The sequence below is a fragment of the Halopiger thermotolerans genome, from assembly GCF_054654555.1.
In genome coordinates this window covers 91,391-113,677 of sequence record NZ_BAAIEU010000002.1, presented here as the reverse complement: position 1 = coordinate 113,677, position 22,287 = coordinate 91,391, and the positions used below count along the sequence as shown (strand labels likewise).

The window sequence follows — 22,287 nt, the reverse complement described above, 5'->3', positions numbered from 1 at the left end:
GTGATCCGAAGCGGCGTCGCGGTCGCCGGGTCCCGCTAGTCGACAATGTCGACCGTATCGCCCACTGAAACCGCCTCGCCGCGATCGGCCGGTGGCACGTTCGCGATGATCATCAGCGTGTAGTAGTGGTCGAAGGCGTCCCGGTCAGCCCATTCGGGGAACGTCTCCTCGCGCTTCCGGACGAACCGCTGCTGAAACTCCTCGATCGGATCGCCGGTATCGGGGTCGCGCTGGGGGACGACACAGCGGCCACAGGGCGTGACCCCCTCAACCCGAATCCCTTCGATCTCGAACGCCGGGGCCTCCTCGCCGACGAATCGGTCCTCCCAGAACGCCGGGACGCCCGAAATTTCGACGTTCGCTCGGATGCGACGGCGCGCGCCCTCGAGGGTCATTCCCTCGTCGTCGAACCACGACGCGACCTCGCGCAGCGTGGCCGTGCTGACGACCGACGGTCCCATCTCGCGGCGATCCACGTAGCCCAGCGACCGGTCGCGCTCGAGGGAGACGTCCGCGTCGAAGAAGTCGCCGAACCACGCCTCGGCGCGATCGCGGTCGCTCTCGTCCTCGAGGGCGAACCGGCGGCGCTCGCCGTCGGCCGTCTCGAGGACGAGTTCGCGCGTCGCGGGATCGAAATCGGTCTCAAGGTCGTGGACGCGGTCGGTCCGCTTGCCGTTGATGACCTCGCCGTCGTCGTCGAACAGGGCGAACTCGCGGTCGTACTCGACGGTGCCGCCCTCGAGGATCGACGCCGACTCGAGATCGATGCCGTCCAGGCCCTTCACGGGGTACACCCTGAGCCGCTCGAGTTGTGCCATTGGCGACAAGTACTGGATCGACCCACGTATAGGTGTTTGTTCGAACAACGTTCGGCGGGAAACATACGACGAAATTTCGGGTTCGATCTCGAGGAGTACCGACCGCAGTCGAGAACGGTGCCATCGGTCGGCAAGGGCGAGCGACCGAAATCGCCCGACAGCAGCCGGTCGTCGCTTGCAGGGTGTACTACTATCCGATCCATCCGGGTAGGACCGTCCGATGAGTCACACAAACGACGCCGACGAGGTCAGATCGCTCGAGATCGGATCGGTCGCCGACCTGTTCACCGACGCGACGTTCCCGATGACCACCGACGAGGTGCTCGAGGAGTACGCCGACGTCGAAATCACCTACCCGCGCGAGTCGGACACGCTTCGGACGATCCTCGAGACCTCGGGCCACGAGACCTACGAGAGCCGGAACGAGCTCGAGCTGGCGATCCTGAACGGCGTCAGGCGGGATGCCGTCGGCCGACCGCGGTACAGCGACCGCGGCGACAGTCCTCACGACACCGACGAGCACATGCGGATGCAGCAGTCGTTCTGAACGCGTTCGCGTCTTTCCACCGCCCCCGATTCACCGCCTCCCTACGTATGAGTACTACACAGACCCCACGCGACGCACTGACGGCCGAACTCGAGCGGCTCTACTACATCGAACGGGAACTCCGCGGCGAACTCGAGACGCTGTCGTCCGACGTCGCGATCGACACGCTGGACGACCTGCGCGAACTGGAGTGTCGCGAGCAGTTGCAGTACGCCATCGACGAGCACCGCGAGCAGAGCGACCGCCACCTCGAGCGCATCGAGCGGGCCTTCGAGGCGCTCGACGCGGCGCCCGACACCCGGCGCGTTCCGGAGCTCGACGGCCTGATCGCCGACAAGGAGAAGTTCAACAACGTCGTGCTGAACGACGAGCTCCGGCCGCTGTTCTACATCGAGACGGTGCTGAAACTCGAGGCGATCGAGTGTACGGCCTACGAGCGGACGATGGGGCTCGCCAGCGCGCTCGAGGACGACGCCGGCGACGCGGTCGTCGACGCGCTCCGGGAGAACTACGACGACGAGCGAGACCTCCGCTCGGAGGTCGACTCGCTGGCCGACGGCGAGGCGATCGAGCGGCTGCTCGCCGCGGGGACGGCCGCCGAGTCCGCCGACCGGGCGTCGCTGGATCGATCGCAGTGATCGCCGCCGCGCCGCTCGCGGTTGCAGTCGTATCGCCATTACACCGCCACCACCGTACCACCGCACCACCGCCACCACCCATGAACGTCGAAACCCTCGAGGACCTGTTCGGATACCAGCTACAGCACGCCTACTACGTCGAGCGCACCCACCTCGAACTGCTCGACGAGATGGCGACCGACGCGCCCAGCGACGAGCTCGGCGATCGGTTCGCCACCCACCGCGAGGAGACCGCCCGCCAGATCGAGCGCCTCGAGAGTGTCTTCGAGGCGCTGGGGCGTCGGCCGCGGGCCAGCCGCGCGCGCTCGGTCGACGGGCTGGCCGACTCGAGACGGATGCGCGACGGCGCGGGCGGCGAGCCGAGCGTCCCGGACGACCTCGAACGCGGGCTGCTGGCCGAACGGCTCGAGATCAGGAGCTACGAGACGCTGGTGCGGCTGGCCGGTCGTCTCGCCTACGCCGACGACGTCGTCGAACCGCTCGAGACGAACCTCGCGGAGGAACGGGAGACGCTGCAGGCCCTGGAGGAACTCGAGACGGAGCTGTCGATCGGCGAGGCGATGGAACTCGGGGAGGCGTAGCAGCGGCCGCGGGGGCGGGGACGGCGAGCGCGGACCGGCCGTCGGCGACCGAGAACCGGGTTCGACGGCGTCACCGGCGCGACTCCGCCGCGGCGCGGGTCCGATCCCCGCCGAACCGATCGTACCGCGCCCGCCTCCCCGCGAGCCGGCCGATCGGCGCGACCGTTCGGACGAGCGCGCGCTGGACGGGGATCGGGATCCGTGCGAAGGCGAAGGCGTCGCGGTACTCGTCGGCGAGCACCGCGAGCTGCAGCGGGCCGGGCAGCCCCCAGCCGTTGGTCCTCCCCTCGCGGGCGAGGCCGAACATCGTCTCGAAGAACGGGCGGAGCTCGAGCCCGGGCCGGAGTTCGATCACCGCGCGCATCTCGTCGGGCCCCTCGTTCCAGATCGTGTGGGCGGTTCCGGGAAGCACCGAAAACCGCGTGCCCGGCGTCGCCGTCCACTCGTCGCCGTCGATGCGGACGCCGAGCCGCCCCGATTCGACGGCGATCCGTTCCGCCTGATTCGGGTGGACGTGGTCGACCTTCCCGACCGCGAAGCCGCCGGGCGCCAGCCGGTACTCGAACCGCAGCGCGGACTCGGTCGCCCGGCGAAACCGGATGCGCTCGCCCGTCACCGGGTTCGCGATCTCGTCGGCGTCGCTCGAGGTCGTGCGGAGCATGGGTGGGCTGGGTCGACTTCGCCGACCCAGCGGAAAACGGTTCGACCGGAACGTGCCGACTCGACGGCGCTCGCGGGCCGTCCGCACGCACCTGCAGGCACGGCCACTTCGGCGCGAGGGGTCGAAACGGCAGTAAATCGCAGCGACCGGACCCGAATCGAGCGGTCCGATACGACCGGCGGCGACGACCGCGGCGCGTCCGAGAGCCGCGCCGCACAGCGACACCGCGACTCTGATCATGCACACGAGCCTCGAGGTCGACTACTGGACCGTCGATAGCGACGGCGACTTCGCGCCGGCGGGACCGATCGCCGACGCAGCGGACGGGATCGAAAGCGAGCCGCGCGATCCCGGGTCGCTGCTGACGGTGACGACGCCCCCCTGCGAGTCGATCGCCGCGCTCCGGCGGGCGTTCGTCGCGCGACTCGAGGCGGCCCGCTCGAGGGCCGCGACCGCGGAGCGGCGACTCGTCCCGCTGGCGACGCCGATTAACGGGGACCCGGCCGTCGGTCGAGACGGGAGCGAGCGCAGCCGAGTGCGACGGGCGATCGCGGGGACAAGCGGTGGAGACACCGATAGCACCGGTATCGACACCGACGTCGACGGCGGCCTCGAGACGAACGGCGACCGCGTCCCGGACTGCGCCGGCGCTCGAATCCGCGTCGAGCGGACGTCGCCGACCGACCAGCTCAACGCCCTGCTCGCGCTGACCCCTGCGCTCGCGCTGGTCAACTCGACGCCGTACCTCGACGGCGACCGCGTCGCTGCGGGCGCGCGGACCCACTGCTACCGCGAGCGATTCGGCGGGTCCCGCGGCGACCGGCTCTGCCGGTACGTCGAGTCGACCGCGGAATGGCGCGACCGCCTCGCGGAGCGATACGAGCGGGTCAAAGCGCGAGCGGTCGCGAACGGCGTCGACGCGACGGCGGTGGACGAGCACCTCTCGCCCGTCGACGCGGGCTGGACGCCGGTCAGGGTGTGCGACCGCGACGGGGTACCGTCGACGCTCGAGTGGCGGGCGCCGGACGCCGCGCTGCCGCGACAGCTCCTGCGGCTGGCCGAGGACGTCGCGACGGTGATGGACCGGCTCCGCCGGGGAACCGTCCGCATCGGGGGACGCGGGGGGCGCGGGAGACAAAGCGGCCGCCTCGAGCCCGAAAGCGACGACCTGGCGCCGGGCCGCGTCACGAGCGACGGCCTCGCGCTCCCCCGCGCGACAACCGTCGCGGACCTCGTCGACGCGGCGACCTACGAGGGGCTCGAGTCGACGCCGCTCGCGGCCTACCTCGAGCGGATGGGCTTTTCCGTCGGCGACTACCACCCGATCTCCGCGCGGATCGACGGCCGCCAGTACGTGACCCGGGCCGACGCGCGGGAGCTCCGCCTCGAGTACGCGGGGCTGCTCGAGGCCGACGTCGCCGAACTCGCGGGGACGCTCGACTGACGGCGCGCTGGGCGAGCCGGCAGCGGCTCACCCGTCGTCGGTCGAGCCGCCGTTTCGGCCGAGCACCGCGGCGACGACCGCGGCCGCGAGGCCGACGAGGAGCGCGAGCGGCCGGCGGTGCGTGCTCGCCCACAGCTGGACGCTTCGCCCCCGGGCTCGCTCGTCGAACGGTCCGCGAGCGCCGTGGTCGCCGGCCACCGGCTCGTGGAGGTTGTTCGGTCGATCCGAATCGGCGGGCTCGTCGGTCAGCTGGGAGTCGTAGCCGCCGCTGGCGAGCATATTGTCAAGTCGCCGCGGGATCAGGCGCTCCCCGAGGATCGCTTTCACCGTCGACCGGCCGACCCACAGTTCGTCCTTGCCGCGGTCGACGGCCCAGAGGATCCCTCGAGCGGCGACCTCGGGCTGGTAGATCGGCGGCACCGGCTGGGGTTGCTTCGGCAGTCGGTTTTTCGTCCACTCGAACTGCGGGGTGTTCATCGCGGGCATCTGCACCATCGACAGCTCGACGTCGCAGTCGTCGTGGATGAGTTCCGTCCGGACGGACTCGGTAAAGCCCTGGATGGCGTGTTTCGCGCCGCAGTAGGCCGACTGGAGCGGGATGCCGCGATAGGCCAGCGCCGAGCCGACCTGCACGATCGTCCCCTCGTCGCGGGGCCGCATCCGCTCGAGCGCGGCCTGCGTCCCGTGGACGTAGCCGAGGTAGGTGACCTCGGTGACGCGGCGGTAGTCGTCGGCGGTCATCTCGGCGGCGGGCGAGAACACCGACACCATCGCGTTGTTCACCCAGACGTCGATCGGGCCGAACGCGTTCTCGACGGTCTCGGCCGCGGCCGCGACCTCCTCGTAGTTCGAGACGTCGGTCGGGACGACGATCGCCTCGCCGCCCGCGTCCTCGACCTCCTCGCGGGCGCCCTCGAGGCCGTCCTCGCCTCTCGCGAGGAGGCCGACCTTGGCGCCACGTTCGGCGAACGCGCGAGCGGTGGCTCGCCCGACGCCGGCCGATGCACCCGTGACGACGACGACTTCCGAATCGGTCGTTGCTGACATCGTTAGCTACGAAGCGGGTTGAGTCGATCGAACGTCTCGAGGGTCGCGTACTGCTCCCAGCCGCCGTAGCGGTCCTCGAAGGAGCCGCGCGGAACGGTGCAGATCACGATCAGCGCGCCGGCGACGACGGCGTTGATCGTCGCGAGCAGCGGGACGCCGCCGAACAGCCACGGGGCGACGGCGACCCACGCGGCCAGCGGGACGTTCAGGAACCGGATCGCGCGCGCCGGCTCGGCGGTCGCGATCACGGTAAAGGAGACGACCAGTGAGCCGACCAGGTGGCTGCTGTCGGCCATGAGGCCGGTCGTCCCGAAGACGGTCGGCGAGAGCATGAGCCAGACGCCCAGCGCCATCGCAGCCAGCAGCGTCCACGGGGTCGAGACGCCCCAGAACGGCTCGCCGACCGGTGAGTCTCCGATCGGTCGAGTCGCGTCTCCGTCGACGCCGGACTCGTCCTCGGTGATCGTCCCGCCCATCCAGAAGGCCGTCCAGAGGCTGTCGCCCTGACGCATCAGGCGGACGACGTACTGGCCCATCGCGACGACCTCGTCGACCGTCAGCGCGATCATCCAGAGCATGCCGAACGCCGACAGGAGACAGAGGGTACACCACGTCCCGACCATGATCGGCTGCATGATGACCAGCAGCACCTGCACGAAGCCCAGCGGGATCACGACGACTCCGAAGAAGGCGACCATCCACGGCATCGTCCGCCAGCGCCGTCGGTCGCCCATAAAGCCCATCAGCGCCTCGACGGCGTAGGCGACCGCGCCGAGGCCGGCGTCCGAGACCGGGAACGCCTCCGACACTCTCGAGGTGAGGATCTGCTCGGTTCCCGACCCGTAGATGGGGTCCCAGACGCTCTCGATGTACCCAAGCTGGAAGGCGGCCATGTACCACGAGGCGAAGAAGCCGAAGATCCCGAGCGCGATCAGCGGCGCGCGCTGGGCGCCCGTCGAGGGGTTGTACGACCACCCGGGCGGGACGGTCGGCCCGTCCATCTCCGAGCGCATCACGATCAGGACCGTGAACGTGATCACCATGACGCCGACGAGTCCGCTGTTGGCGTAGGCCGCGGCCGTCGGCGCCGAGAACGCGATCGGCGCGAACACCAGCCAGAGGCCGACGAAGCCGTTGGCGTAGTTCGCGTAGCCGCTCTCGTAGTAAATCGTGGTGCCGGCGAGCGCGATCAGGACGAGGCCGCTGACGACGCTGTTCCAGAACACCAGCGCGCTGCCGTAGCCAAGCGCCGGCGCGGTCGCAACGAGCCAGGCGCCCAGCGCGATGACGGCGTACTGGACCCAGGTTTCCTTCGTCGGATGGGCGAGCATCATGTCGCCCGGCCGCATCGAGTCGTCGCCGTTCCCGCCGTTGCCGTTTCCGCCGCCGTCGCCGTTCCCGCCCGCACCATCCGCACCGTCCGCACCGCTTCCGTCACCGCCGTCCGATCGCGAGCGCCGCTTGCGTGCGTCGGTCGTCACCGCGGTCGGTTCGTCGGTCGAGTCGTGGTCTGTGTCGCTCATGCTCTCTCTGTTACTCGGTATCGTTCGGTCGTCGCACGATCGGCGTGCTCGAGTCGACGTCGCCGGCCCCCGCAGTACCGAGCGGCGCCGTCGAGCGGTCGCTCGAGCCGTCGGCGTCGGTCAGGTAGAGCGCGGCGTTGAGCAGGCCGATGTGGCTGTACGCCTGCGGGTAGTTGCCCCGCTGCTCGCCGCACTCGTCGTCGACCGCCTCGCCCAGCAGGCCGAGCGGGCTGGCGTACTCGAGGACCGACTCGAAGCGCTCGCGGGCCTCGTCGGTCCGGCCGGCGAGCGCGAGCGCGGTGACCAGCCAGAACGAGGTGACGACGAACGGATTGTCGACGCCCGGAAGGCCGTCGTCGCCCTCGTAGCGCCGGACGAGCCCCTCGTCGGTCGCCAGCCGGTCGATCGTCGCGTCGATCGTCCCCAGTACGCGGTCGTCGTCGGGCGGAAGGAACCCGACCACCGGGACCAGCAGGTTCGCCGCGTCGAGCGTGTCCCGATCGTCGAGCGAACGCACGAAACTGTTCGTCTCCTCGCTGACCCCCCGCTCTATGATCGCCGTCCGGACGTCGTCGCGGGCCGCCCGCCAGCGCTCGACGGGCGCGTCGACGCCGTCGGCCGCCTTGGCCAGACTGATCCCGCGGTCCAGCGCCGTCCAGCACATGACCTTCGAGTAGACGAACTGCTCGCGGTCGGACCGCATCTCCCAGATGCCGGCGTCGGGCTCGTCCCAGCCCTCGGCGACGTAGTCGACGAGGTCCCGAACCACCCCCCAGTCGTCGGGCCGCATCGGCTCGCCGTAGCGGACGCTCTCGTGGAGCGCGAGCACCAGTTCGCCGTAGATGTCGAGTTGATACTGGTTTTGCGCCGCGTTGCCGATGCGAACGGGCGCGGAGCCGCGATACCCCTCGAGGTGGTCGAGGACGCGCTCCTCGAGATCGTTCCCGCCGTGGAGGCCGTAGACCGGCGGCATCTCCGCCGGGTCGTGGCGCCCGCAGTGGTCGAGACACAGCTCGAAGTAGGAGCGGGCCTCCTCGAGGTGGTCCAGTTCGGCGAGCGCCCGAACGGTGAAGGCGGCGTCGCGGATCCAGTTGTACCGGTAGTCCCAGTTGCGGACGCCGCCGCAGTCCTCGGGGAGCGAGGTCGTCGGGGCCGCACATACCGCGCCCGTCTCGCGGTGGATGAGGAGTTTGAGGACGAGCGACGAGCGGACGGCCAGATCGTGCCACGGCCCCGCCACCGGGCAGTCGTCGCCGTCGCAGTCGTGGGTCCAGTCCCGCCAGTAGTCGACCGTCTCGGCGAGGGTCTCCCGGTGGCGCGAGGGCTCGAGTGGGATCGCCTCGTCGTACCCCAGGACGAGCCAGCGGGTCTCACCGGGATCGAGGGTGGTCGTCGCGGTCGCCGCGGTTGCGGTCTCGGTTCTAGTTCCGGTTCCGTTTTCGGTCTCGGCCGCACCGCTGCCGGCATCACCCGAACCGCCCGCGCCGTCGCCCGTCGGCTCGAGCGCCAGATCGCTCGAGAGAACTGCTTGCTCGCCGTCGCCGATCGCGGCGACGCCGTCGGCGGTCGGTTCGATCCGGGGCACGTCGCGGGCGTAGTCGAACCGCGGCTCGAACGCGACGGAGACCTCGAGCGGCCCCTCGTCGCACTCGAGTTTCCGGTAGATGGCCGGCGGCCGATCGTCCCCGTCCTCACTACCGTCTCCGGCCCCGTCCCCATCTCCCGCGGCTGCCCCGCCCGCCGCCGCGACCGGCATGAAGTCCGTCAGCGTCGCCGCGCCGTCGGCGGTCCGAAACGTCGTCTCGAGGACGTTCGTCCGGTCGCGGTACCGCTGGACGGACTCGAACGACGCCGTCGGGCGGACGGCGAAGCGGCCGCCGCGGTCGGCGTCGAGTGCGGCGGCGAAGACGCTGGGGGACTCGACGTGCGGGGCCGGCCACCAGTCGATCGAGCCGTCGGCGCCGCTCAGCGCGACGGTGTTTCCGTCGCCGATCGCGCCGTACGCCTCGAGCGGTGGGTATTCCATCGAACGGGGTGTGAGTGCGGTGTGCGGTAGTCGTTATTCGGCGGTCGTGCGGACGGACGGGGCAGGGGCGGCGGCCGCGGCGTAGGCGTTGTAGCCGCCGAAGCTCGCGATCACGGTCCCGACGGCGACGTCGTTCCACAGCGCCGGCGCCGCGCGGCCGAGCCCGAAGGCGAACGGCGCGACGACGAGCCAGCCGCCGAGGACCGCGACGAGGGCCGCGCCGGCCGCGCTCGGCGATCGCCGGCCGCGGACGCCGGCGTAGTTGTACCCGGCGAGGACGGCGACCGCGCCGCCGACCAGAACGTCGTTCCAGCGGGCGATTCCCGGCCCCGACGCGGCGACGGCGGCGACGATCAGCCAGCAGCCGAGCAGGCAGTTGCCGGCGGCGGTGAGCCTCGTCGTCGCGTCCATCCGTCGGTCGCGATCAGGCTGAGGCCATGTTCCGGCAGGTCTCAGCGCACTCCTGGAGCACGTCGGCACAGACCTGACAGTGCTCGGCGTCGTGGCGTTCGCACTCCTCGGCGCACTCCTCGCAGGCGCCGGCGCAGGCCTCGGCGAGTTCCGTGCTGTAGTTCGAGTTCCGGGCCATGAACCGGGCGTGCATCGTCGTCAGGTCGGCGACGTCGCGACAGAGGCGGAGACACTCGGCCATCTCCTCGCCCTCGCCGGCGCACTCGTCGGCGCACCACTCGCAGGCCTGAGCGGCCTCGAAGCAGTTGTCGATACACTCCTGCATCTCCTCGTTTTCGCTCACGTGGTCGATCTGTTCCAGTGCCATCGTGGTCGACCCGTCGGGAACGACCGGCTTCGTTATCCACAGCCCACAGCGAACCGGCCGAACGGTGAGGCGTGATACCCGCCGCAGTCGCCGCGGTGCGGCCGATCGGTGAGGATCGGTTTACGACCGATTACTCTCCGCGGCGCGGGCGCGCCGGTCGACCGCGTCGCCGAACGGCGAATCGATCGCCGTCCGAACCCGCCCCTCGGCGGATCCGACCGGACGGCGCCGCGCGGTTGAAATCCCATGCCGCGCCTTAACGACCGCCGGGACCGTCACTCCGCTCGTGGGTCATACCGTCGTTCACCTCCTCGGCGTGCCGGTCGCGATCGTCGCCAGCACGGCGGCCGGGATATTCGCGCTGCTCTCGTGGGGCATCTTCCGGAACTCGCCCTTCGGGACGGCGATCGCCCTCCTCTCCGTCGGCATGGTGACGCTGACGATCTACCACACGATGGTGCTCGTGACCGGGCCGGAGACGCTCGCGCTGCACGTGCTCCGGAGCGCGGCGAACACGATCGTCGCGATCGTCCTCGGCCTGCTGATACTCCGCCACCGACAGTTCTACCGGCGGGGGTCCGGAGGTGACGCGCCGTGGACGGACTGAGCCCCTTCGCCGGCTACAACCTCGCGATCGGCATCGTCGTCGCCCTCGAGTTGCTGTATTTCCTCTCGCTCGAGGCGTCCGTCGCGACCTACCGTCGGTTCGTGCTCGTCACCGTCGCGGGGTTGACCCTTGCCGTGACTGGCGGGCCGATCGCCGAACTGGTCGCGCCGGCGCTGGTCCACTGGGTCCACGCGCTCGCCGCCCTGCTGGTCGTCTTCGGGCTCTACGATCCCGTGACGAACGACACCCGGACGACCGAGTGGGCGCGGGTGCTGCTGAGCGAGCCCTCGCGGATCCGGCGGCCGGCCGAGTGGATGACGCCGATGGACGACGAGATCCTCGCCGCGTTCCAGGGCACTGGACTCACGCTTACGCCGTCGGTCGTGGCGTTCAACACCGGCTTCAGCCGAAAGGAGGTGAACCGCCGGCTGATCGAACTCGAGGCCCACGGGTTCGTCGAGAAGGAGGAGCGCGGCAAGTATCGCCTGACGCGACGGGGCGAGCGATACCTTCGGGGACAGATCCGCACCCGCACCGGCTCGGCGGCCGACGACGATGACGACGGCGCCGTTCGCGGGTGAGAGACGGGGCGACGATCGACCGATCGCGAGTTCGCGTCAGTTCCCGTCGTCGTACTCGTAGTCCGTCTCCGGATGCTCGGAACCCTCCGTTCGGGAGCCGACCCAGGCCCCCAGCGAGAGCCCGTAGATGAGGTGGCCCGCGTGAAACAGCGCGAGTTCGTCCGCGTCGAGTTGGATACCGAGTAGTTCCTTCAGCACGACCTGCGAGCCGAGCGCCGACAGCACCATGCCGTAGACCGACCCCCAGACGAGGCCGCGCTGCTCGGGTTCGATCGCCTGTTCGGCGTCCTGCAGTTCGAACAGGGCGCCGAACATCGCGCCGCCCTGAATGCCATAGGCGAGGTGCAGGACGAGGCCGGCGATCGGATGGCTGTCGGGGTCGTGGTCGCGGGCGACGTACTGCGACCAGAAGTTCGCCGACGGCGGGAGCGACCGCATGATCGGCAGCCGGAAGGCCGTCATGATCAGGGTCGCAACGAAGCCGGCCTGAACCCCCCGGGCGACCGCGCCGGGGATGTTTTTGTCTGCGGTGCGCGAGCGCTCGTCCGCGGCTCGACCCTCGGACGCGGATCCGGCGGACGGTCGCAACTGACTCAGACGATCGGATACTGACATGGGAGAGACGGTACTGCGAGCAGCGTCTTAACGCTCGGGCGCGCTGGTGACGGGCCGGGCCGGATCGACGGGCGGGCGTCACGCGGTATTAAACTACTTGGTGGTCGACCGCGACGACGGAGATATGACGAACGCGCTACTGGTCGGCGAGAATACGTTTCCGTTCCACAGGATCGAGGAAAAGGGGCCGGAACTGGTCGATGCGGTCGGCGACGCCGCCGACGTGACGACCACGACCGACCGCGACGACCTCGCCGCGCTGCCCGACTCGGCGTACGACCTCCTGATCGACTACCTCACCGAGAGCACGCTCACCGACGATCAGCGGGAGGGGCTGCTCGAGTTCGTCCGGGCGGGCGGCGGCTACCTCGGCGTCCACTGCGCCGCCGACCTGCAGAGCACGGAACCGTCGGACCCTGACTCGGACGCGGTGCTCGAGAAACGCGACGAACCGATCCCGGAACTGCGCTCGCTGCTGGGCGGTCACTTCCTCGACCATCCCGAGCAGGCCGAGTTCGGCGTCGATATCGTCGCCGATCATCCCGTCACCGAGGGCGTCGACGATTTCAGCGTCCACGACGAACCCTATCGGGTCGACGTCGACGACGGCGACGAGAGCGACCTGACGATCCTCGCCCGGATGGACCACCCCGACCCCGAGTTCGAGGACTACCCGATCGCCTGGGTCCGAACGGAGGGGGACGGCCGAGTCTGCTACGTCTCGATCGGCCACACGGACGAGGCGCTGCGAAGCGACGGGTTCCGCGAGCTCCTGCGGAACGCGATCGCGTGGACGACGGCCTGAGTGTGAGTGCGACCGCCGGTCGTACTCGAGACTGATCACTTGATCGGCGACCCGCTACGCACCGGATCGACGGCCCGCGAGCGGATCGGGCGGTTATTTACGCCCCTTCGCGAAACGTTGGACCATGGATTTCGGTATACTGAGTACCGCTGGCATTGCGCGAAAGGCCTTTCTCCCCGGCATCGAACCGACCGAGCACGAGGTCACGGCCGTCGCCTCTCGCGACCTCGAGCGGGCCGAGGCGTTCGCCGACGAGCACGGGATCGCCGACTACTACGAGGGCTACGAGGCGCTCATCGAGGAGGCGGACATCGACGCGGTGTACATCCCGCTACCCAACGAGTTCCACGCCGAGTGGACGACGCGGGCGGCCGACGCCGGCCTCGACGTGCTCTGCGAGAAGCCGCTGACCGTCGACGCCGCGGAGGCCCGCGAGGTCGTCGCCCACTGCGAGGAGCAGGACGTGACGCTGATGGAGGCGTTCATGTACCGCTACCACCCCCGCACCGAGCGCGCGCTCGAACTCGCCAGCGAGGAACTCGAGGAGATTCGCTCCGTGACGGCGTCGTTCAAGTTCCCGCTGTTCGGCAACCCGGACGACATCCGCCTCTCTCCGGACCTGCACGGCGGCAGCCTGATGGACGTCGGCTGCTACCCGGTCTCGCTGGTCCGACAGCTCCTCGGGGAGCCCGACAGCGTCTACACCTACACGAACGACTCCCGGGATAGCGGCGTCGACACCGAACTGGCCGCCATCTTCGAGTACGACCACGCCTCGGCCCGGATCGCCTCCGGGTTCGACACCCAGGACGTCCAGCGCTACCGCATCGAGGCCGCCAACGGGTGGATCGAGGTCGAGGGCGCGTTTAACCCCTCGAGCGATACGTACGAACTCGAGTACTACATCGACGGCCGCCACGCCGTCGAGACGTTCGACCCGGTCGACCAGTACCGCCTCGAGATCGAGCACTTCGCCGAGTGCGCCGAGAGCGGTCGCCAGCCCCGCACCGACGGGAACGAGGCGATCGCCAATATGGAAGTCATCGGCGCGCTCTACGAGAGCGCCGAGACGGATCGCGCCGTCGACGTCGACGCGGCCTGAGCCGGCCGCGTCCGCGACGCGTCGGGGTGCGACGCCGACGACAACGCGCTTTTGCCCGTCCGGTACGAACGGGGGGCTATGACAACGGTCGAGGACGAGGTCGAGGCGAAACTCGAGGCCGCGCGCGACGACCTCGCGAGCCGCGACGGGGTGCTCGTCGCCTTCTCCGGCGGGGTCGACTCGAGCGCGGTGGCCGCGATCGCCCGCGACGCCCTCGGCGACGACGCGATCGCCTGCACCGCGAAAAGCGAGACGCTCCCCGAGGCCGAACTCGAGGACGCGAAGCGGGTCGCCGACGAGATCGGCATCCGCCACGAGATCGTCTCCTTCTCCGAACTCGAGAGCGACGACTTCGTCGAGAACGACGACGACCGCTGCTATCACTGCCGAACGATGCGACTCGGCGAGATGCTCGAGACGGCCCGCGAGCACGGCGTCGAGACGGTCTGCGACGGCACGAACGCGGACGACCCCGGCGCCGGCCACCGCCCCGGCCTCCAGGCCGTCGAGGAACTGGACGTCCACTCGCCGCTGCTGGCCCATGACATCACGAAGGACGAGGTGCGAGCGATCGCCGAGCACTACGGCCTCTCGGTGGCCGACAAGCCCTCGATGGCCTGTCTCTCCTCGCGGATCCCGACCGGCCTCGAGGTCACCGAGGAGCGCCTGACGCGAGTCGAGCAGGCCGAAGCGCTGTTGCGCCAGTGGGGATTCGACCAGTTCCGCGTCCGCGACCACGACGGCCTCGCGCGGATCGAGGTCGCGCCCGACGAACTCGAGCGGGCGCTGACGACGGAGTTCGCCGAGACCGTCCGCGAGGAACTGTCGCAGATCGGCTTCGACCACGTGACGCTGGATCTGCACGGGTACCGGACCGGGAGCGTCAGCCCCGAGACGAACTCGGAGACCGACGAGCCGGTCGTCGAGGACGTCTTCGCGGCTGAATCCGAGACCGACGATTGACGATCGCAGGATGAGCGTGCCAGTTCGCTCCTGATCGGAGACTCGATCCCGTAACTGGTGTCGGGACCGATCCGAATTCGATGTCGGTTGTTCCATTGTCCACTACCGACCTTTCCTGGTGGACAATCGGTCAGAATATAATCGTATTATCGGCAGTGGATTCGTAGAAGGTGTAGTTTCTGCACTAACGTCCGGGAATATTGCGCAATGCGATACGAACGTAGCACTCGGCTCGGTATCACTGATCGATGGACGCCGACGTGCCGCCCGCGTGGAACACGGAAGAGAGTCGGTCGTACACGCCGGCCGACACCGACCGAGAGATGCAGTATCGAACCTACCGCCACGAATCCGGCGACCTCCGGCTGAAGGTCGCGCCGGCGTCGCTGGACGGCGAAGACCACCCCGGCTACACGCTGACGGCGACCGCCTACCCCGGACTCGACTTTGCCGAGACGATCCGCGTCAGGACCGTGCTGACCTTCGAACGGTGCAACCGGATCGCCCGCCAGTTCATGGACCTGTTCTCCGCCAACTACGACGGTCCCGGCTCGCTCGAGGACGCCGTCGACTACGCCTACGAACGGACGCGGGAACACCGGTGACTCGAAACCGACGTCGCCGTCGCGAGCAGTGAGAATCACCGTCGACTGACAGTCAATATATCGTCCAGTTTACAATACCGACGCACTTTTTACTCGTATCCGAGTAAGGAGTTTTGATGATGTGGCAAGACCTCGTCTTCCTCGCCGGCAGCGCCCTTTCGATCGTCTTCCTCGCCCCGACCGTCCGCGACGCGACCGCCAAGGTCCCGCTGGGCTCGAGCGTCCCGTCGATGACCATCGGCGCGGTCTACGCCTGCACCTACGCGACGATGGGCATGACCTTCTCCGCGGCCGGCTCGCTCGGCGTCGCGACGATGTGGTCGCTGATCGTCAGCTACCGCGCTCCGATCGATCGGACCGGCCCGACCAACGCGCTGTACTTCGCCCGGAGGACGCTCGCGCGCGGCTACCGAACTGCGCTCTCGCTCCGTGGGTCCGAGCCCGAGCAGCAGTCTCACGCCACCCACGAGCCGTCCGGCGACTGAGCGCTCGAGTAGACGCAGCGGTCTCCCATTTCGATTCTCGCGGCTGCAAGAACGACGGCCGACAGGCTGGCTGTCGCACAAGCAGCGAACCAAGCGATCTCGGTGAAACCCTCGATCGGTGATGAGTCTCGGCGGTCGTGCTGAATAGCATATCTTGCACGGACGAAGAGAGGGTCAGAAGCGGCCTCGACCGGTATTCCAGGAACGCTCGAGCCAAGCATTTTCCCTGTCGAAGTAGAAAGGCGGGTATGCCAGAGGCCGAGACGCGCGGCTCGTATTCTGCCCGGTTACGTACCGGGAGCGACCGTCCGCCAGCGCACCGACCACGGGGCTCTATCGGGGTCGCTACGCACCTCGAGGCGACGGAATCGATTGACCATGTCGCGTGAGGACGCGAGCGACTCGGCGGCCCTGTCGTGGCTCCGGGCGACCGACTGGTTTTGGATGATCGTCGGCGGGTTCTACCTGCTCGGGTACCTCTTCTGGTACGTGCCCGCGTTATCCGGACTCCCCGCGACGCTGCGCGACCCGCCGGAGCGGTTCCCGTGGCACTGGCCTCTCGACTTCCTCGTCACGGCCCTCGCCGCGACGGTGCTCCTGCGTCTGGGATTCGGGCGAGCGACGCGACTGGCTGCGGTAACGGGAGCCGATACCCGCGACCCGGGGACGGAGGGGGCACGGCCAACCTCCGATCGGCCGGAACGCTGAGGGCCGATCCGTCAGGTCGGTGCGACGCGCGACAGGAAAGACGTCTCGTCCTGTTCCTTGCGTCGAAGAACCGCCCGCAGGTACAGCGACGTCATTGCGAGTCCGGCGATTACTAGCGCACTGAGCCCGAGCAGGTATTCGAGCCGAGCGGTCATGGCGTCCGACCTAGTTCGGGCCGCGGTCGCATAAGGCTGGGGTCACGCCGCGCTTCCCCGGTACCGGTCGTTCCACCGGGAGAGGAGCCGTTGGGCCGGCCCCGTTTCCATGAGCCGCACGAGCAGCCGCATCAGCGACCCGCGCCACGTCTCGGGGAGGGCCCCGGCGAGGACGCCGGCCCACGCCAGCGAGCCGACCCGGTACCGAGCCCGAGGGTCGTCGGCCTTTGCCGCCGTTAGGACCGTCTCCGCGACCGCATCCGGGGAAGAAATGAGAGGGCCGCCTCCCTGGATCGGCCGCATCTCCGCGAGGAGCCGGTACAGGTCGGCGTATGCCCTCGAGTGAGGGAAGTCGTCCAACTCGTCCTCCATTCGGTCGTAGAAGTCAGTGGCTACGAACGCGGGACTCACTGCGGCGACGTCGATACCGAACGGTGCGACCTCCGCGCGGATGGCCTCGCTCAGCGTCGAGAGCGCCGACTTGGAGGCGCTGTACACCCCAGTCCCCGGGAACGGCAGCTCTTCGTTGAAACTCGTCACGTTCACGATCGTCCCGCCCCCGACCTGACGCATGTGCGGGACCGCGGCGCGTATCAGCCGGTGTGGGCCGAACGTGTTGACGTCGAACTGGGACTGCACGGCCTCGACCGGCACGTCCTCGACCGGCCCGAGTTGCCCGTACCCCGCGTTGTTCACCAGGCAGTCGAGGCGGCCCGCCTCGTCGATGACCCACTCCGTGACGCGCGTAGCGTCGGCCGTCGAGGTGACGTTCAACCGCGCGGTCGCGGCCCCGGCGTTCGCTAACTCGACGAGCTCGTCTTCGTCCCGTGCGGTGGCGTACACCTGCCAGCCGTCGTTCAGGAACGCCCGGGCGGTCGCCCGCCCAATCCCCGTTGAACAGCCCGTAATAAGAACCGTGTCAGCCATCTCCACGTCTCGATTCGGTATCTAACAGCAAAAGTCACGGGGGGCGGCCGTTCAGTGCCGACATCCCGGATATCTACTGCTATTCATCGCTGGAATCCGTCTAACTGTCATCAATGGCCGATACACACGGTGTATTCAGCACGCGATCCGTGTCAAGCTCTGAGGGTTTTAACCGGCCAACTGGATGGTCTCGTGCGCTCGTCCCTGCTCGAGACTAAACCCACTGACGGCGATCGAACCGTCTCGGCCTCGAGGAGGACGACGCGAAGATCGGCGGTTGGAGTTCGGAGTTGCGAGGCGTCGCGGCCGCGTCAGTCGTCCGACGGCGCGGCCGACTCCTCGGCGGCCGCGGCCGCAGACGGCGCGTCGGCGAAGGGGTACCACGACTGCTTGGCGTCGTCCATGTACGGCGCCTCGAAGTCCGTCTCCTCGGGTTCGCAGAACTCGATGAGTTGCTCCTGGCCCGTCGCCTCGACCCACTGGCGGAACGTCTGGCCGTCCTCGCGGTGGGCCGCGTAGGCCTCGAGCAGGTTGCGGATCGCGCCGGGCGCCTCGTCGGCCGGGACGCGCTGCTGGATCCAGTCGACGAAGGAGGGGTCCTCGCCGACGCCGCCGCCGACACCGATGTCGAAGGCCTCGACCATCTCGCCGTCCTTGCGGGCGCGCATTCCCTGCAGGCCGATGTCGGCGGTCATCGCCTGGCCGCAGTCGGCCGTACAGCCCGAATAGTGCATCTTGATCTTCCCGACGTCGTCGGGCAGGTCGACGTTGTTCTCGAGCCAGCGGATCGTGCGGGCCATCCGCGCTTTCGTCTCGGTCAGCGCGATCGAGCAGAACTCCGTGCCGGTACAGGCCATCGCGCCCCGCTCGAAGGTGCTGGGTTCGGGCCGGTAGGTCTCGAGCAGCGGTTCCGCGAGCAGGTCGTCGACCGCCTCGTCGGGGACGTCGACGACGACGGGGTTCTGCCGGCGGGTCAGCCGGATCTCCCCGGAGCCGTACTCGTCGGCCAGGTCGGCCAGTTCGATGGCGTCCTCGGCGGGCAGGCGGCCGACGGGGACGCTCAGGCCGACGTACTTGAGCCCGTCCTGCTTCTGGTCGCCGACGCCGACGTGGTCGTGCGGTCCCTCGTCGCGGGGGCGGCCGGCGTTGTAGGTATACTTGCCGCGGAAGTCCTCGCCGGCGGTGTGCAGGTCGACGTCGACGTACTCCTCCTGAAGGGTCTCGCGGATCTTTTCCATGCCCCAGTCCTCGGCGAAGAACCGGGCGCGGTTCTTCGAGCGGTTCTGCCGATCCCCGTAGTCGTGGTAGAGTTCGACGAAGCCGCGGCCGACCTCGTAGGCGTTCTCCGGGCGGACGAAGACGTCCAGCGGCGTCGCAGCGCGAGGCTGGCGACCGCCGAGGCCGCCGCCGATGCGCACGTTGAAGCCCCGTACTTCCTCGCCCTCGATCTCCTTGGTCGCCGGCTCGAACCCGATGTCGTTGATCGAGTCCTGCGCGCAGCCGACCCGACAGCCCGAGACGCTGATGTTGAACTTCCGGGGCATGTTCGCGAGGGCGTCGTCACCCCGCAGTTCCTCCTCGAAGCGCTCGAGCAACGGCCCGGACTCGACGAACTCCTCGGCCTTGCCGTGGAGCGGACAGCCGGAGATGTTACGCATCGTGTCGCCGCCGGCCGAGCGGGAGTGGACGCCGACGGCCTCGAGCTTCTCCCAGATTTCGGGGATGTCCTCGAGTTTGAGCCAGTGCAGTTGAATCGACTGGCGAGTGGTCAGGTCGATCCACCCGTTGCCGAACTCGGGGTTTTCGACGGGGCCCTTCGCGTAGTCGCGGGCGACCTCGCCGATGCGACGCAGCTGCCCCGGCTCTAAGATGCCGCTGGCGTTGGTCAGCCGCATCATGAAGTACTCCTCCTGTCCGGAGCGCTGCTGGAAGACCCCCCAGAACTTGAACCGGGTGGTCCACTCGTCGACCTCGTCCTCGGGAATGGCCTCGAAGCCGCCGTTCGCGGCGAACTTCTCGATGTGCTCGCGCACCTCGTCGCCGTAGCAGTCTTCCTTCTGCTCTTCCTTCTTATGCGCCATCGGCGATCACCTCGGTACCGAACGAACGATCCGGTGCCGATTCGCTGATTTTCACTCCAAACATTTCGGAATTCACGTTTCTACGCCACGTTCCTAACCAATATAACACTAATCGTTGACAAATGAGTGAAAACGTCCGCGTTTCGGGAGCGGACGTGAGATGTACAATCGGATATGATCTGTATAAGGACGTTTCCTCGCAGCCGACCCCGGGTTCAGTCGACGGTACGCGGTGTGGCTCGAGGCGGTTCACTCGCTAGCGGTGGCGGTGTCCCGGCATCGATCACTCGCCGTGGTTCGGCCGAATCGCTCACGCGGTCACAGAAGCGAGCGCCCTCACGTCGCGTTCGCGGGGCGGCTCGAGGCGCACCGCGCACTGCTTGAAGTTGGGCTCCTTCGAACGCGGATCGACGTCGGGCAGCGTGAGGTCGTTGACCGCAGGGTGGTGGATCGGCAGCCAGACCACGCCGTCCGGGATCGACTCGTCGGTCTCGACGCGGACGGTGACCGCGGCGCGGCGGGAGACGACGCGGCCGTATTGGGCGTCGTCCTGAACCGCAGCGTCGACGTGCTCGCCCCCCTCGAGTTCGTCGGCCAGCGCGACGGCCGTCGCGGGGCTGACGCGGGCGACCGGCGGCTCGTCCTCCCGAGTGCGAACGCCCGTGTTGTACGCGTCGGGGCGGCGCCCGGTCGTCAGCGTGAGCGGGTACGACTCGTCGGTTTCCTCCGGGAGCGGACGGGCTCGGCCGCTCGAGAACTGCGCGCGGCCCGAGTCGGTGGAGAACGTCCACGACTCGTCGGCGTCGGCCGCGCCGTCCTCGCCATCCGCGTCGCCCTCGTAGTACCGGTACCCCGCCGAGACGTCCGGTTCGGGCGCAGGCCAGCGAACCGCCGTCTCCGCCTCGAGGCGCTCGTAACTGATCCCCGAGAGGTCCGCGGGCGTCCCGGCGGTCAGCGCCGCCAGTTCGTCGAAGACTGCGGCGGGCTCGAGTGGCGTCTCGAACAGGTCAGGGACGACCCGATCGCCGATCGCACCGATGAGTTCGAGGTCGGTCCTGATCCCCGACGGCGTCTCCGTCGCGGCGCGGACTCGGGAGACAGTCCGCTCCATGTTGGTCGTGGTCCCCTCGGACTCGCCCCACGTTGCGGCGGGCAGCACGACGTCGGCGCACTCGACCGTCTCCGAGCGGAACGAATCCTGCACGACGAGGAAGGCGTCCTCGAGTCGCTCGCGAACGCGGGTCGCGTCGGGCATGCCTGCCGCGGGATTCGTCGCGACGGCGTAGACCGCCTCGACGTCGTCGCCGATCGCGTCGACGACGCCGACCGGGCCGGGGCCGGGATCGTCGGGCAGGCGAGACCGGGGGACGTCCCAGTGCTCTGCGACGGTCCCGCGGTGGTCGGGATCGTCGAACGGCCGGTGGCCGGGCCAGGTCCCCTTCGAGGAGCAGACGCGGGTCCCCATCGAGTTGGCCTGGCCGGTCAGCGAGAACGGCCCCGAACCGGGTCGAAGGTTGCCCGTCGCAAGGCAGAGATCGATCAGGGCGCCCGCGGCCGCGGTGCCGTTGACGCTCTGGTTGATCCCCATGCCCCAGTAGATGAGGGTGGGATCCTCGAGCGCCGCGGCGATGCGGTCGACGTCGTCCATCGCGACGCCGGCGCGCTCGGCGGCCGCCTCGGCGTCGGGGAGTTCGACGCACAGGTCGTCGAAGCCCTCGGTCGCCGCGGCGACGAACGCCTCGTCGACGCGGCCGGTCTCGACGACGCGGGCGAGCACCGCGCGGGCCAGCGCGAGGTCGCCGCCGGGCTCGAGGGGGACGTGGTGATCCGCAACGTCGGCGGTCTCGCTCTCGATGGGGTCGACGACGAGCAGTTCCGAGCCCTCGGCGTCGGCGGACTGGGTGATCCACCGGAACATGACCGGGTGGGCCGCGGCCGGGTTCGCACCCCAGACGAGGTGGGTCTCCGCCTCGGGAATGTCGTCGTAGGTCGGCGGCGGCGCGTCGCTGCCGAAGGCGTCGTAGTAGGCCGTGACGGCCGAGGCCATACACAGCGTCGTGTTGGCGTCGTAGTACGGCGTGCCGAAGCCGCCGCGGGCGAGCTTGCCCAGCGCGTAGGCGGCCTCGTTTGTCTGCTGGCCGCTGCCCAGCACCGCGACGCCCTCGGGGCCGTTCTCGAGCGCGCCCTCGAGTCCCTCGGCGGCTCGCTCCAGGGCCGTCTCGAGGGTCGTCGGCACGAGCTCGCCGTCGCGGCGGACGAGCGGTCGAGTCAGCCACTCGCCGTCGGGCTCGGCGGTCTCGGTGATCCCGCGCTGGCAGGCAAGCCCGTTGTTGACCGGATGGGAGGCGTCGCCGCGGACGGTATCGAGCCCGTACCCCTGCTCGACGGACCGCTGAACGTGGCCGCAGCCGACGGCACACCGCATGCACGTCGTCGGGACGAGATCGGTCATGCGATCCACCTCCCGGTTCGTCCGATCGCAGGGCCGATCGATTTACAAACTCGACTCTTCGAGACGAATCGATCCAATATCATTCAGTTATTCACGGGAATAGGAGAACGTACACAGCCACTAAACGGTAATCGTTTA

The 22,287-nt window shown here is 68.9% G+C and carries 23 protein-coding genes; 12 read left to right on the top strand and 11 right to left on the bottom strand.

Annotated elements, in window-relative coordinates; genetic code table 11:
* Positions 1-35: 35 nt before the first annotated feature.
* On the bottom strand, positions 36-818 hold the full coding sequence (locus ACYQ26_RS03000; protein WP_459806902.1) for an MOSC domain-containing protein: 783 nt from the start codon (positions 816-818) through the stop codon (positions 36-38).
* Positions 819-1,038: 220 nt separating this feature from the next.
* On the opposite strand from ACYQ26_RS03000, the gene ACYQ26_RS02995 reads away from it, so the two are divergent.
* From ACYQ26_RS02995 to ACYQ26_RS02985, 3 genes are all read left to right on the top strand, one after another.
* Entirely contained in the window at positions 1,039-1,365 is a 327-nt protein-coding gene (locus ACYQ26_RS02995) for a DUF5789 family protein (protein ID WP_459806900.1), read from the top strand.
* Between the two features lie 47 nt (positions 1,366-1,412).
* Entirely contained in the window at positions 1,413-2,003 is a 591-nt protein-coding gene (locus tag ACYQ26_RS02990) for a YciE/YciF ferroxidase family protein (RefSeq protein WP_459806898.1), read from the top strand.
* Between the two features lie 80 nt (positions 2,004-2,083).
* Positions 2,084-2,584, top strand: coding sequence for a YciE/YciF ferroxidase family protein (locus ACYQ26_RS02985; RefSeq protein ID WP_459806896.1), 501 nt, complete (start codon positions 2,084-2,086; stop codon positions 2,582-2,584).
* 70 nt (positions 2,585-2,654) lie between these two features.
* Here the strand turns inward: ACYQ26_RS02985 and ACYQ26_RS02980 are convergent, their stop codons facing one another.
* Positions 2,655-3,245 (bottom strand): cupin domain-containing protein, encoded by a 591-nt coding sequence (locus ACYQ26_RS02980; protein ID WP_459806894.1) that lies wholly within the window; start codon positions 3,243-3,245, stop codon positions 2,655-2,657.
* 238 nt (positions 3,246-3,483) lie between these two features.
* Here ACYQ26_RS02980 and ACYQ26_RS02975 point away from each other — a divergent pair, with 238 nt between their 5' ends.
* Positions 3,484-4,689, top strand: coding sequence for a glutamate--cysteine ligase (locus ACYQ26_RS02975; protein WP_459806892.1), 1,206 nt, complete (start codon positions 3,484-3,486; stop codon positions 4,687-4,689).
* A 27-nt stretch (positions 4,690-4,716) separates the two neighbouring features.
* Here ACYQ26_RS02975 and ACYQ26_RS02970 read toward each other — a convergent pair whose 3' ends face one another.
* The 5 genes from ACYQ26_RS02970 to ACYQ26_RS02950 are packed head-to-tail and all read right to left on the bottom strand — an operon-like array spanning position 4,717 to position 10,063.
* On the bottom strand, positions 4,717-5,736 hold the full coding sequence (locus ACYQ26_RS02970; protein ID WP_459806890.1) for an SDR family oxidoreductase: 1,020 nt from the start codon (positions 5,734-5,736) through the stop codon (positions 4,717-4,719).
* 2 nt (positions 5,737-5,738) lie between these two features.
* Positions 5,739-7,259 carry a vitamin K epoxide reductase family protein gene (locus ACYQ26_RS02965; protein WP_459806888.1) on the bottom strand — a complete coding sequence of 507 codons (1,521 nt, stop codon included), beginning with the start codon at positions 7,257-7,259 and terminating at the stop codon, positions 5,739-5,741.
* A 10-nt stretch (positions 7,260-7,269) separates the two neighbouring features.
* Positions 7,270-9,285 carry a glycoside hydrolase family 15 protein gene (locus ACYQ26_RS02960; protein WP_459806886.1) on the bottom strand — a complete coding sequence of 672 codons (2,016 nt, stop codon included), beginning with the start codon at positions 9,283-9,285 and terminating at the stop codon, positions 7,270-7,272.
* A gap of 33 nt (positions 9,286-9,318) precedes the next feature.
* Positions 9,319-9,696 carry an SPW repeat domain-containing protein gene (locus ACYQ26_RS02955; protein ID WP_459806884.1) on the bottom strand — a complete coding sequence of 126 codons (378 nt, stop codon included), beginning with the start codon at positions 9,694-9,696 and terminating at the stop codon, positions 9,319-9,321.
* A 13-nt stretch (positions 9,697-9,709) separates the two neighbouring features.
* Entirely contained in the window at positions 9,710-10,063 is a 354-nt protein-coding gene (locus tag ACYQ26_RS02950) for a four-helix bundle copper-binding protein (RefSeq protein ID WP_459806882.1), read from the bottom strand.
* A 286-nt stretch (positions 10,064-10,349) separates the two neighbouring features.
* Between ACYQ26_RS02950 and ACYQ26_RS02945 the strand changes: the two genes are divergently transcribed.
* Together ACYQ26_RS02945 and ACYQ26_RS02940 are read left to right on the top strand one after the other, a co-directional pair.
* Positions 10,350-10,670, top strand: a complete 321-nt coding sequence (locus ACYQ26_RS02945; RefSeq protein WP_459806880.1) for a hypothetical protein — start codon at positions 10,350-10,352, stop codon at positions 10,668-10,670.
* A complete protein-coding gene (locus tag ACYQ26_RS02940; RefSeq protein ID WP_459806878.1) occupies positions 10,658-11,251 on the top strand; it encodes an ArsR family transcriptional regulator in 594 nt (197 codons plus the stop codon). The genes ACYQ26_RS02945 and ACYQ26_RS02940 overlap by 13 nt, the downstream gene beginning before the upstream one ends.
* A 36-nt stretch (positions 11,252-11,287) precedes the next feature.
* Here ACYQ26_RS02940 and ACYQ26_RS02935 read toward each other — a convergent pair whose 3' ends face one another.
* Positions 11,288-11,866: a DUF6789 family protein gene (locus tag ACYQ26_RS02935; protein ID WP_459806876.1), complete on the bottom strand. Its 579-nt coding sequence runs from the start codon at positions 11,864-11,866 to the stop codon at positions 11,288-11,290.
* Positions 11,867-11,990: 124 nt separating this feature from the next.
* Here ACYQ26_RS02935 and ACYQ26_RS02930 point away from each other — a divergent pair, with 124 nt between their 5' ends.
* From ACYQ26_RS02930 to ACYQ26_RS02905, 6 genes are all read left to right on the top strand, one after another.
* Entirely contained in the window at positions 11,991-12,671 is a 681-nt protein-coding gene (locus tag ACYQ26_RS02930) for a ThuA domain-containing protein (protein WP_459806874.1), read from the top strand.
* Positions 12,672-12,795: 124 nt separating this feature from the next.
* A complete protein-coding gene (locus ACYQ26_RS02925) occupies positions 12,796-13,773 on the top strand; it encodes a Gfo/Idh/MocA family protein (RefSeq protein ID WP_459806872.1) in 978 nt (325 codons plus the stop codon).
* A gap of 78 nt (positions 13,774-13,851) precedes the next feature.
* Positions 13,852-14,736: an ATP-dependent sacrificial sulfur transferase LarE gene (gene larE / locus ACYQ26_RS02920; protein ID WP_459806870.1), complete on the top strand. Its 885-nt coding sequence runs from the start codon at positions 13,852-13,854 to the stop codon at positions 14,734-14,736.
* 248 nt (positions 14,737-14,984) lie between these two features.
* Complete coding sequence (locus ACYQ26_RS02915) at positions 14,985-15,341, top strand: hypothetical protein (RefSeq protein WP_459806868.1); 357 nt, start codon at positions 14,985-14,987, stop codon at positions 15,339-15,341.
* Between the two features lie 116 nt (positions 15,342-15,457).
* Positions 15,458-15,826, top strand: coding sequence for a hypothetical protein (locus tag ACYQ26_RS02910; RefSeq protein WP_459806866.1), 369 nt, complete (start codon positions 15,458-15,460; stop codon positions 15,824-15,826).
* Positions 15,827-16,204: 378 nt separating this feature from the next.
* The gene (locus tag ACYQ26_RS02905) at positions 16,205-16,534 is read left to right on the top strand and encodes a hypothetical protein (RefSeq protein ID WP_459806864.1); all 330 of its coding nucleotides are present in this window, start codon (positions 16,205-16,207) and stop codon (positions 16,532-16,534) included.
* Positions 16,535-16,731: 197 nt separating this feature from the next.
* Here ACYQ26_RS02905 and ACYQ26_RS02900 read toward each other — a convergent pair whose 3' ends face one another.
* The 3 genes from ACYQ26_RS02900 to nasA form a co-directional block, all read right to left on the bottom strand.
* Entirely contained in the window at positions 16,732-17,616 is an 885-nt protein-coding gene (locus ACYQ26_RS02900; protein WP_459806862.1) for an SDR family oxidoreductase, read from the bottom strand.
* A 311-nt stretch (positions 17,617-17,927) separates the two neighbouring features.
* Positions 17,928-19,697: a nitrite/sulfite reductase gene (locus ACYQ26_RS02895; protein ID WP_459806860.1), complete on the bottom strand. Its 1,770-nt coding sequence runs from the start codon at positions 19,695-19,697 to the stop codon at positions 17,928-17,930.
* 310 nt (positions 19,698-20,007) lie between these two features.
* A complete protein-coding gene (gene nasA / locus ACYQ26_RS02890; protein WP_459806858.1) occupies positions 20,008-22,149 on the bottom strand; it encodes an assimilatory nitrate reductase NasA in 2,142 nt (713 codons plus the stop codon).
* Between the last annotated feature and the right edge of the window lie 138 nt (positions 22,150-22,287).

What these genes read in the sequence shown, in the direction of transcription:
- larE (WP_459806870.1), top strand. Translation starts at nt 13,852, where the DNA reads ATGACAACGGTCGAGGACGAGGTCGAGGCGAAACTCGAGGCCGCGCGC.
- ACYQ26_RS02970 (WP_459806890.1), bottom strand. Translation starts at nt 5,736, where the DNA reads ATGTCAGCAACGACCGATTCGGAAGTCGTCGTCGTCACGGGTGCATCG.
- ACYQ26_RS02995 (WP_459806900.1), top strand. Translation starts at nt 1,039, where the DNA reads ATGAGTCACACAAACGACGCCGACGAGGTCAGATCGCTCGAGATCGGA.
- ACYQ26_RS02905 (WP_459806864.1), top strand. Translation starts at nt 16,205, where the DNA reads ATGTCGCGTGAGGACGCGAGCGACTCGGCGGCCCTGTCGTGGCTCCGG.
- ACYQ26_RS02935 (WP_459806876.1), bottom strand. Translation starts at nt 11,866, where the DNA reads ATGTCAGTATCCGATCGTCTGAGTCAGTTGCGACCGTCCGCCGGATCC.
- ACYQ26_RS02950 (WP_459806882.1), bottom strand. Translation starts at nt 10,063, where the DNA reads ATGGCACTGGAACAGATCGACCACGTGAGCGAAAACGAGGAGATGCAG.
- ACYQ26_RS02895 (WP_459806860.1), bottom strand. Translation starts at nt 19,697, where the DNA reads ATGGCGCATAAGAAGGAAGAGCAGAAGGAAGACTGCTACGGCGACGAG.
- ACYQ26_RS02930 (WP_459806874.1), top strand. Translation starts at nt 11,991, where the DNA reads ATGACGAACGCGCTACTGGTCGGCGAGAATACGTTTCCGTTCCACAGG.
- ACYQ26_RS02965 (WP_459806888.1), bottom strand. Translation starts at nt 7,259, where the DNA reads ATGAGCGACACAGACCACGACTCGACCGACGAACCGACCGCGGTGACG.
- ACYQ26_RS02910 (WP_459806866.1), top strand. Translation starts at nt 15,458, where the DNA reads ATGATGTGGCAAGACCTCGTCTTCCTCGCCGGCAGCGCCCTTTCGATC.
- ACYQ26_RS02980 (WP_459806894.1), bottom strand. Translation starts at nt 3,245, where the DNA reads ATGCTCCGCACGACCTCGAGCGACGCCGACGAGATCGCGAACCCGGTG.
- ACYQ26_RS02985 (WP_459806896.1), top strand. Translation starts at nt 2,084, where the DNA reads ATGAACGTCGAAACCCTCGAGGACCTGTTCGGATACCAGCTACAGCAC.
- nasA (WP_459806858.1), bottom strand. Translation starts at nt 22,149, where the DNA reads ATGACCGATCTCGTCCCGACGACGTGCATGCGGTGTGCCGTCGGCTGC.
- ACYQ26_RS03000 (WP_459806902.1), bottom strand. Translation starts at nt 818, where the DNA reads ATGGCACAACTCGAGCGGCTCAGGGTGTACCCCGTGAAGGGCCTGGAC.
- ACYQ26_RS02915 (WP_459806868.1), top strand. Translation starts at nt 14,985, where the DNA reads ATGGACGCCGACGTGCCGCCCGCGTGGAACACGGAAGAGAGTCGGTCG.
- ACYQ26_RS02960 (WP_459806886.1), bottom strand. Translation starts at nt 9,285, where the DNA reads ATGGAATACCCACCGCTCGAGGCGTACGGCGCGATCGGCGACGGAAAC.
- ACYQ26_RS02990 (WP_459806898.1), top strand. Translation starts at nt 1,413, where the DNA reads ATGAGTACTACACAGACCCCACGCGACGCACTGACGGCCGAACTCGAG.
- ACYQ26_RS02975 (WP_459806892.1), top strand. Translation starts at nt 3,484, where the DNA reads ATGCACACGAGCCTCGAGGTCGACTACTGGACCGTCGATAGCGACGGC.
- ACYQ26_RS02925 (WP_459806872.1), top strand. Translation starts at nt 12,796, where the DNA reads ATGGATTTCGGTATACTGAGTACCGCTGGCATTGCGCGAAAGGCCTTT.
- ACYQ26_RS02955 (WP_459806884.1), bottom strand. Translation starts at nt 9,696, where the DNA reads ATGGACGCGACGACGAGGCTCACCGCCGCCGGCAACTGCCTGCTCGGC.
- ACYQ26_RS02900 (WP_459806862.1), bottom strand. Translation starts at nt 17,616, where the DNA reads ATGGCTGACACGGTTCTTATTACGGGCTGTTCAACGGGGATTGGGCGG.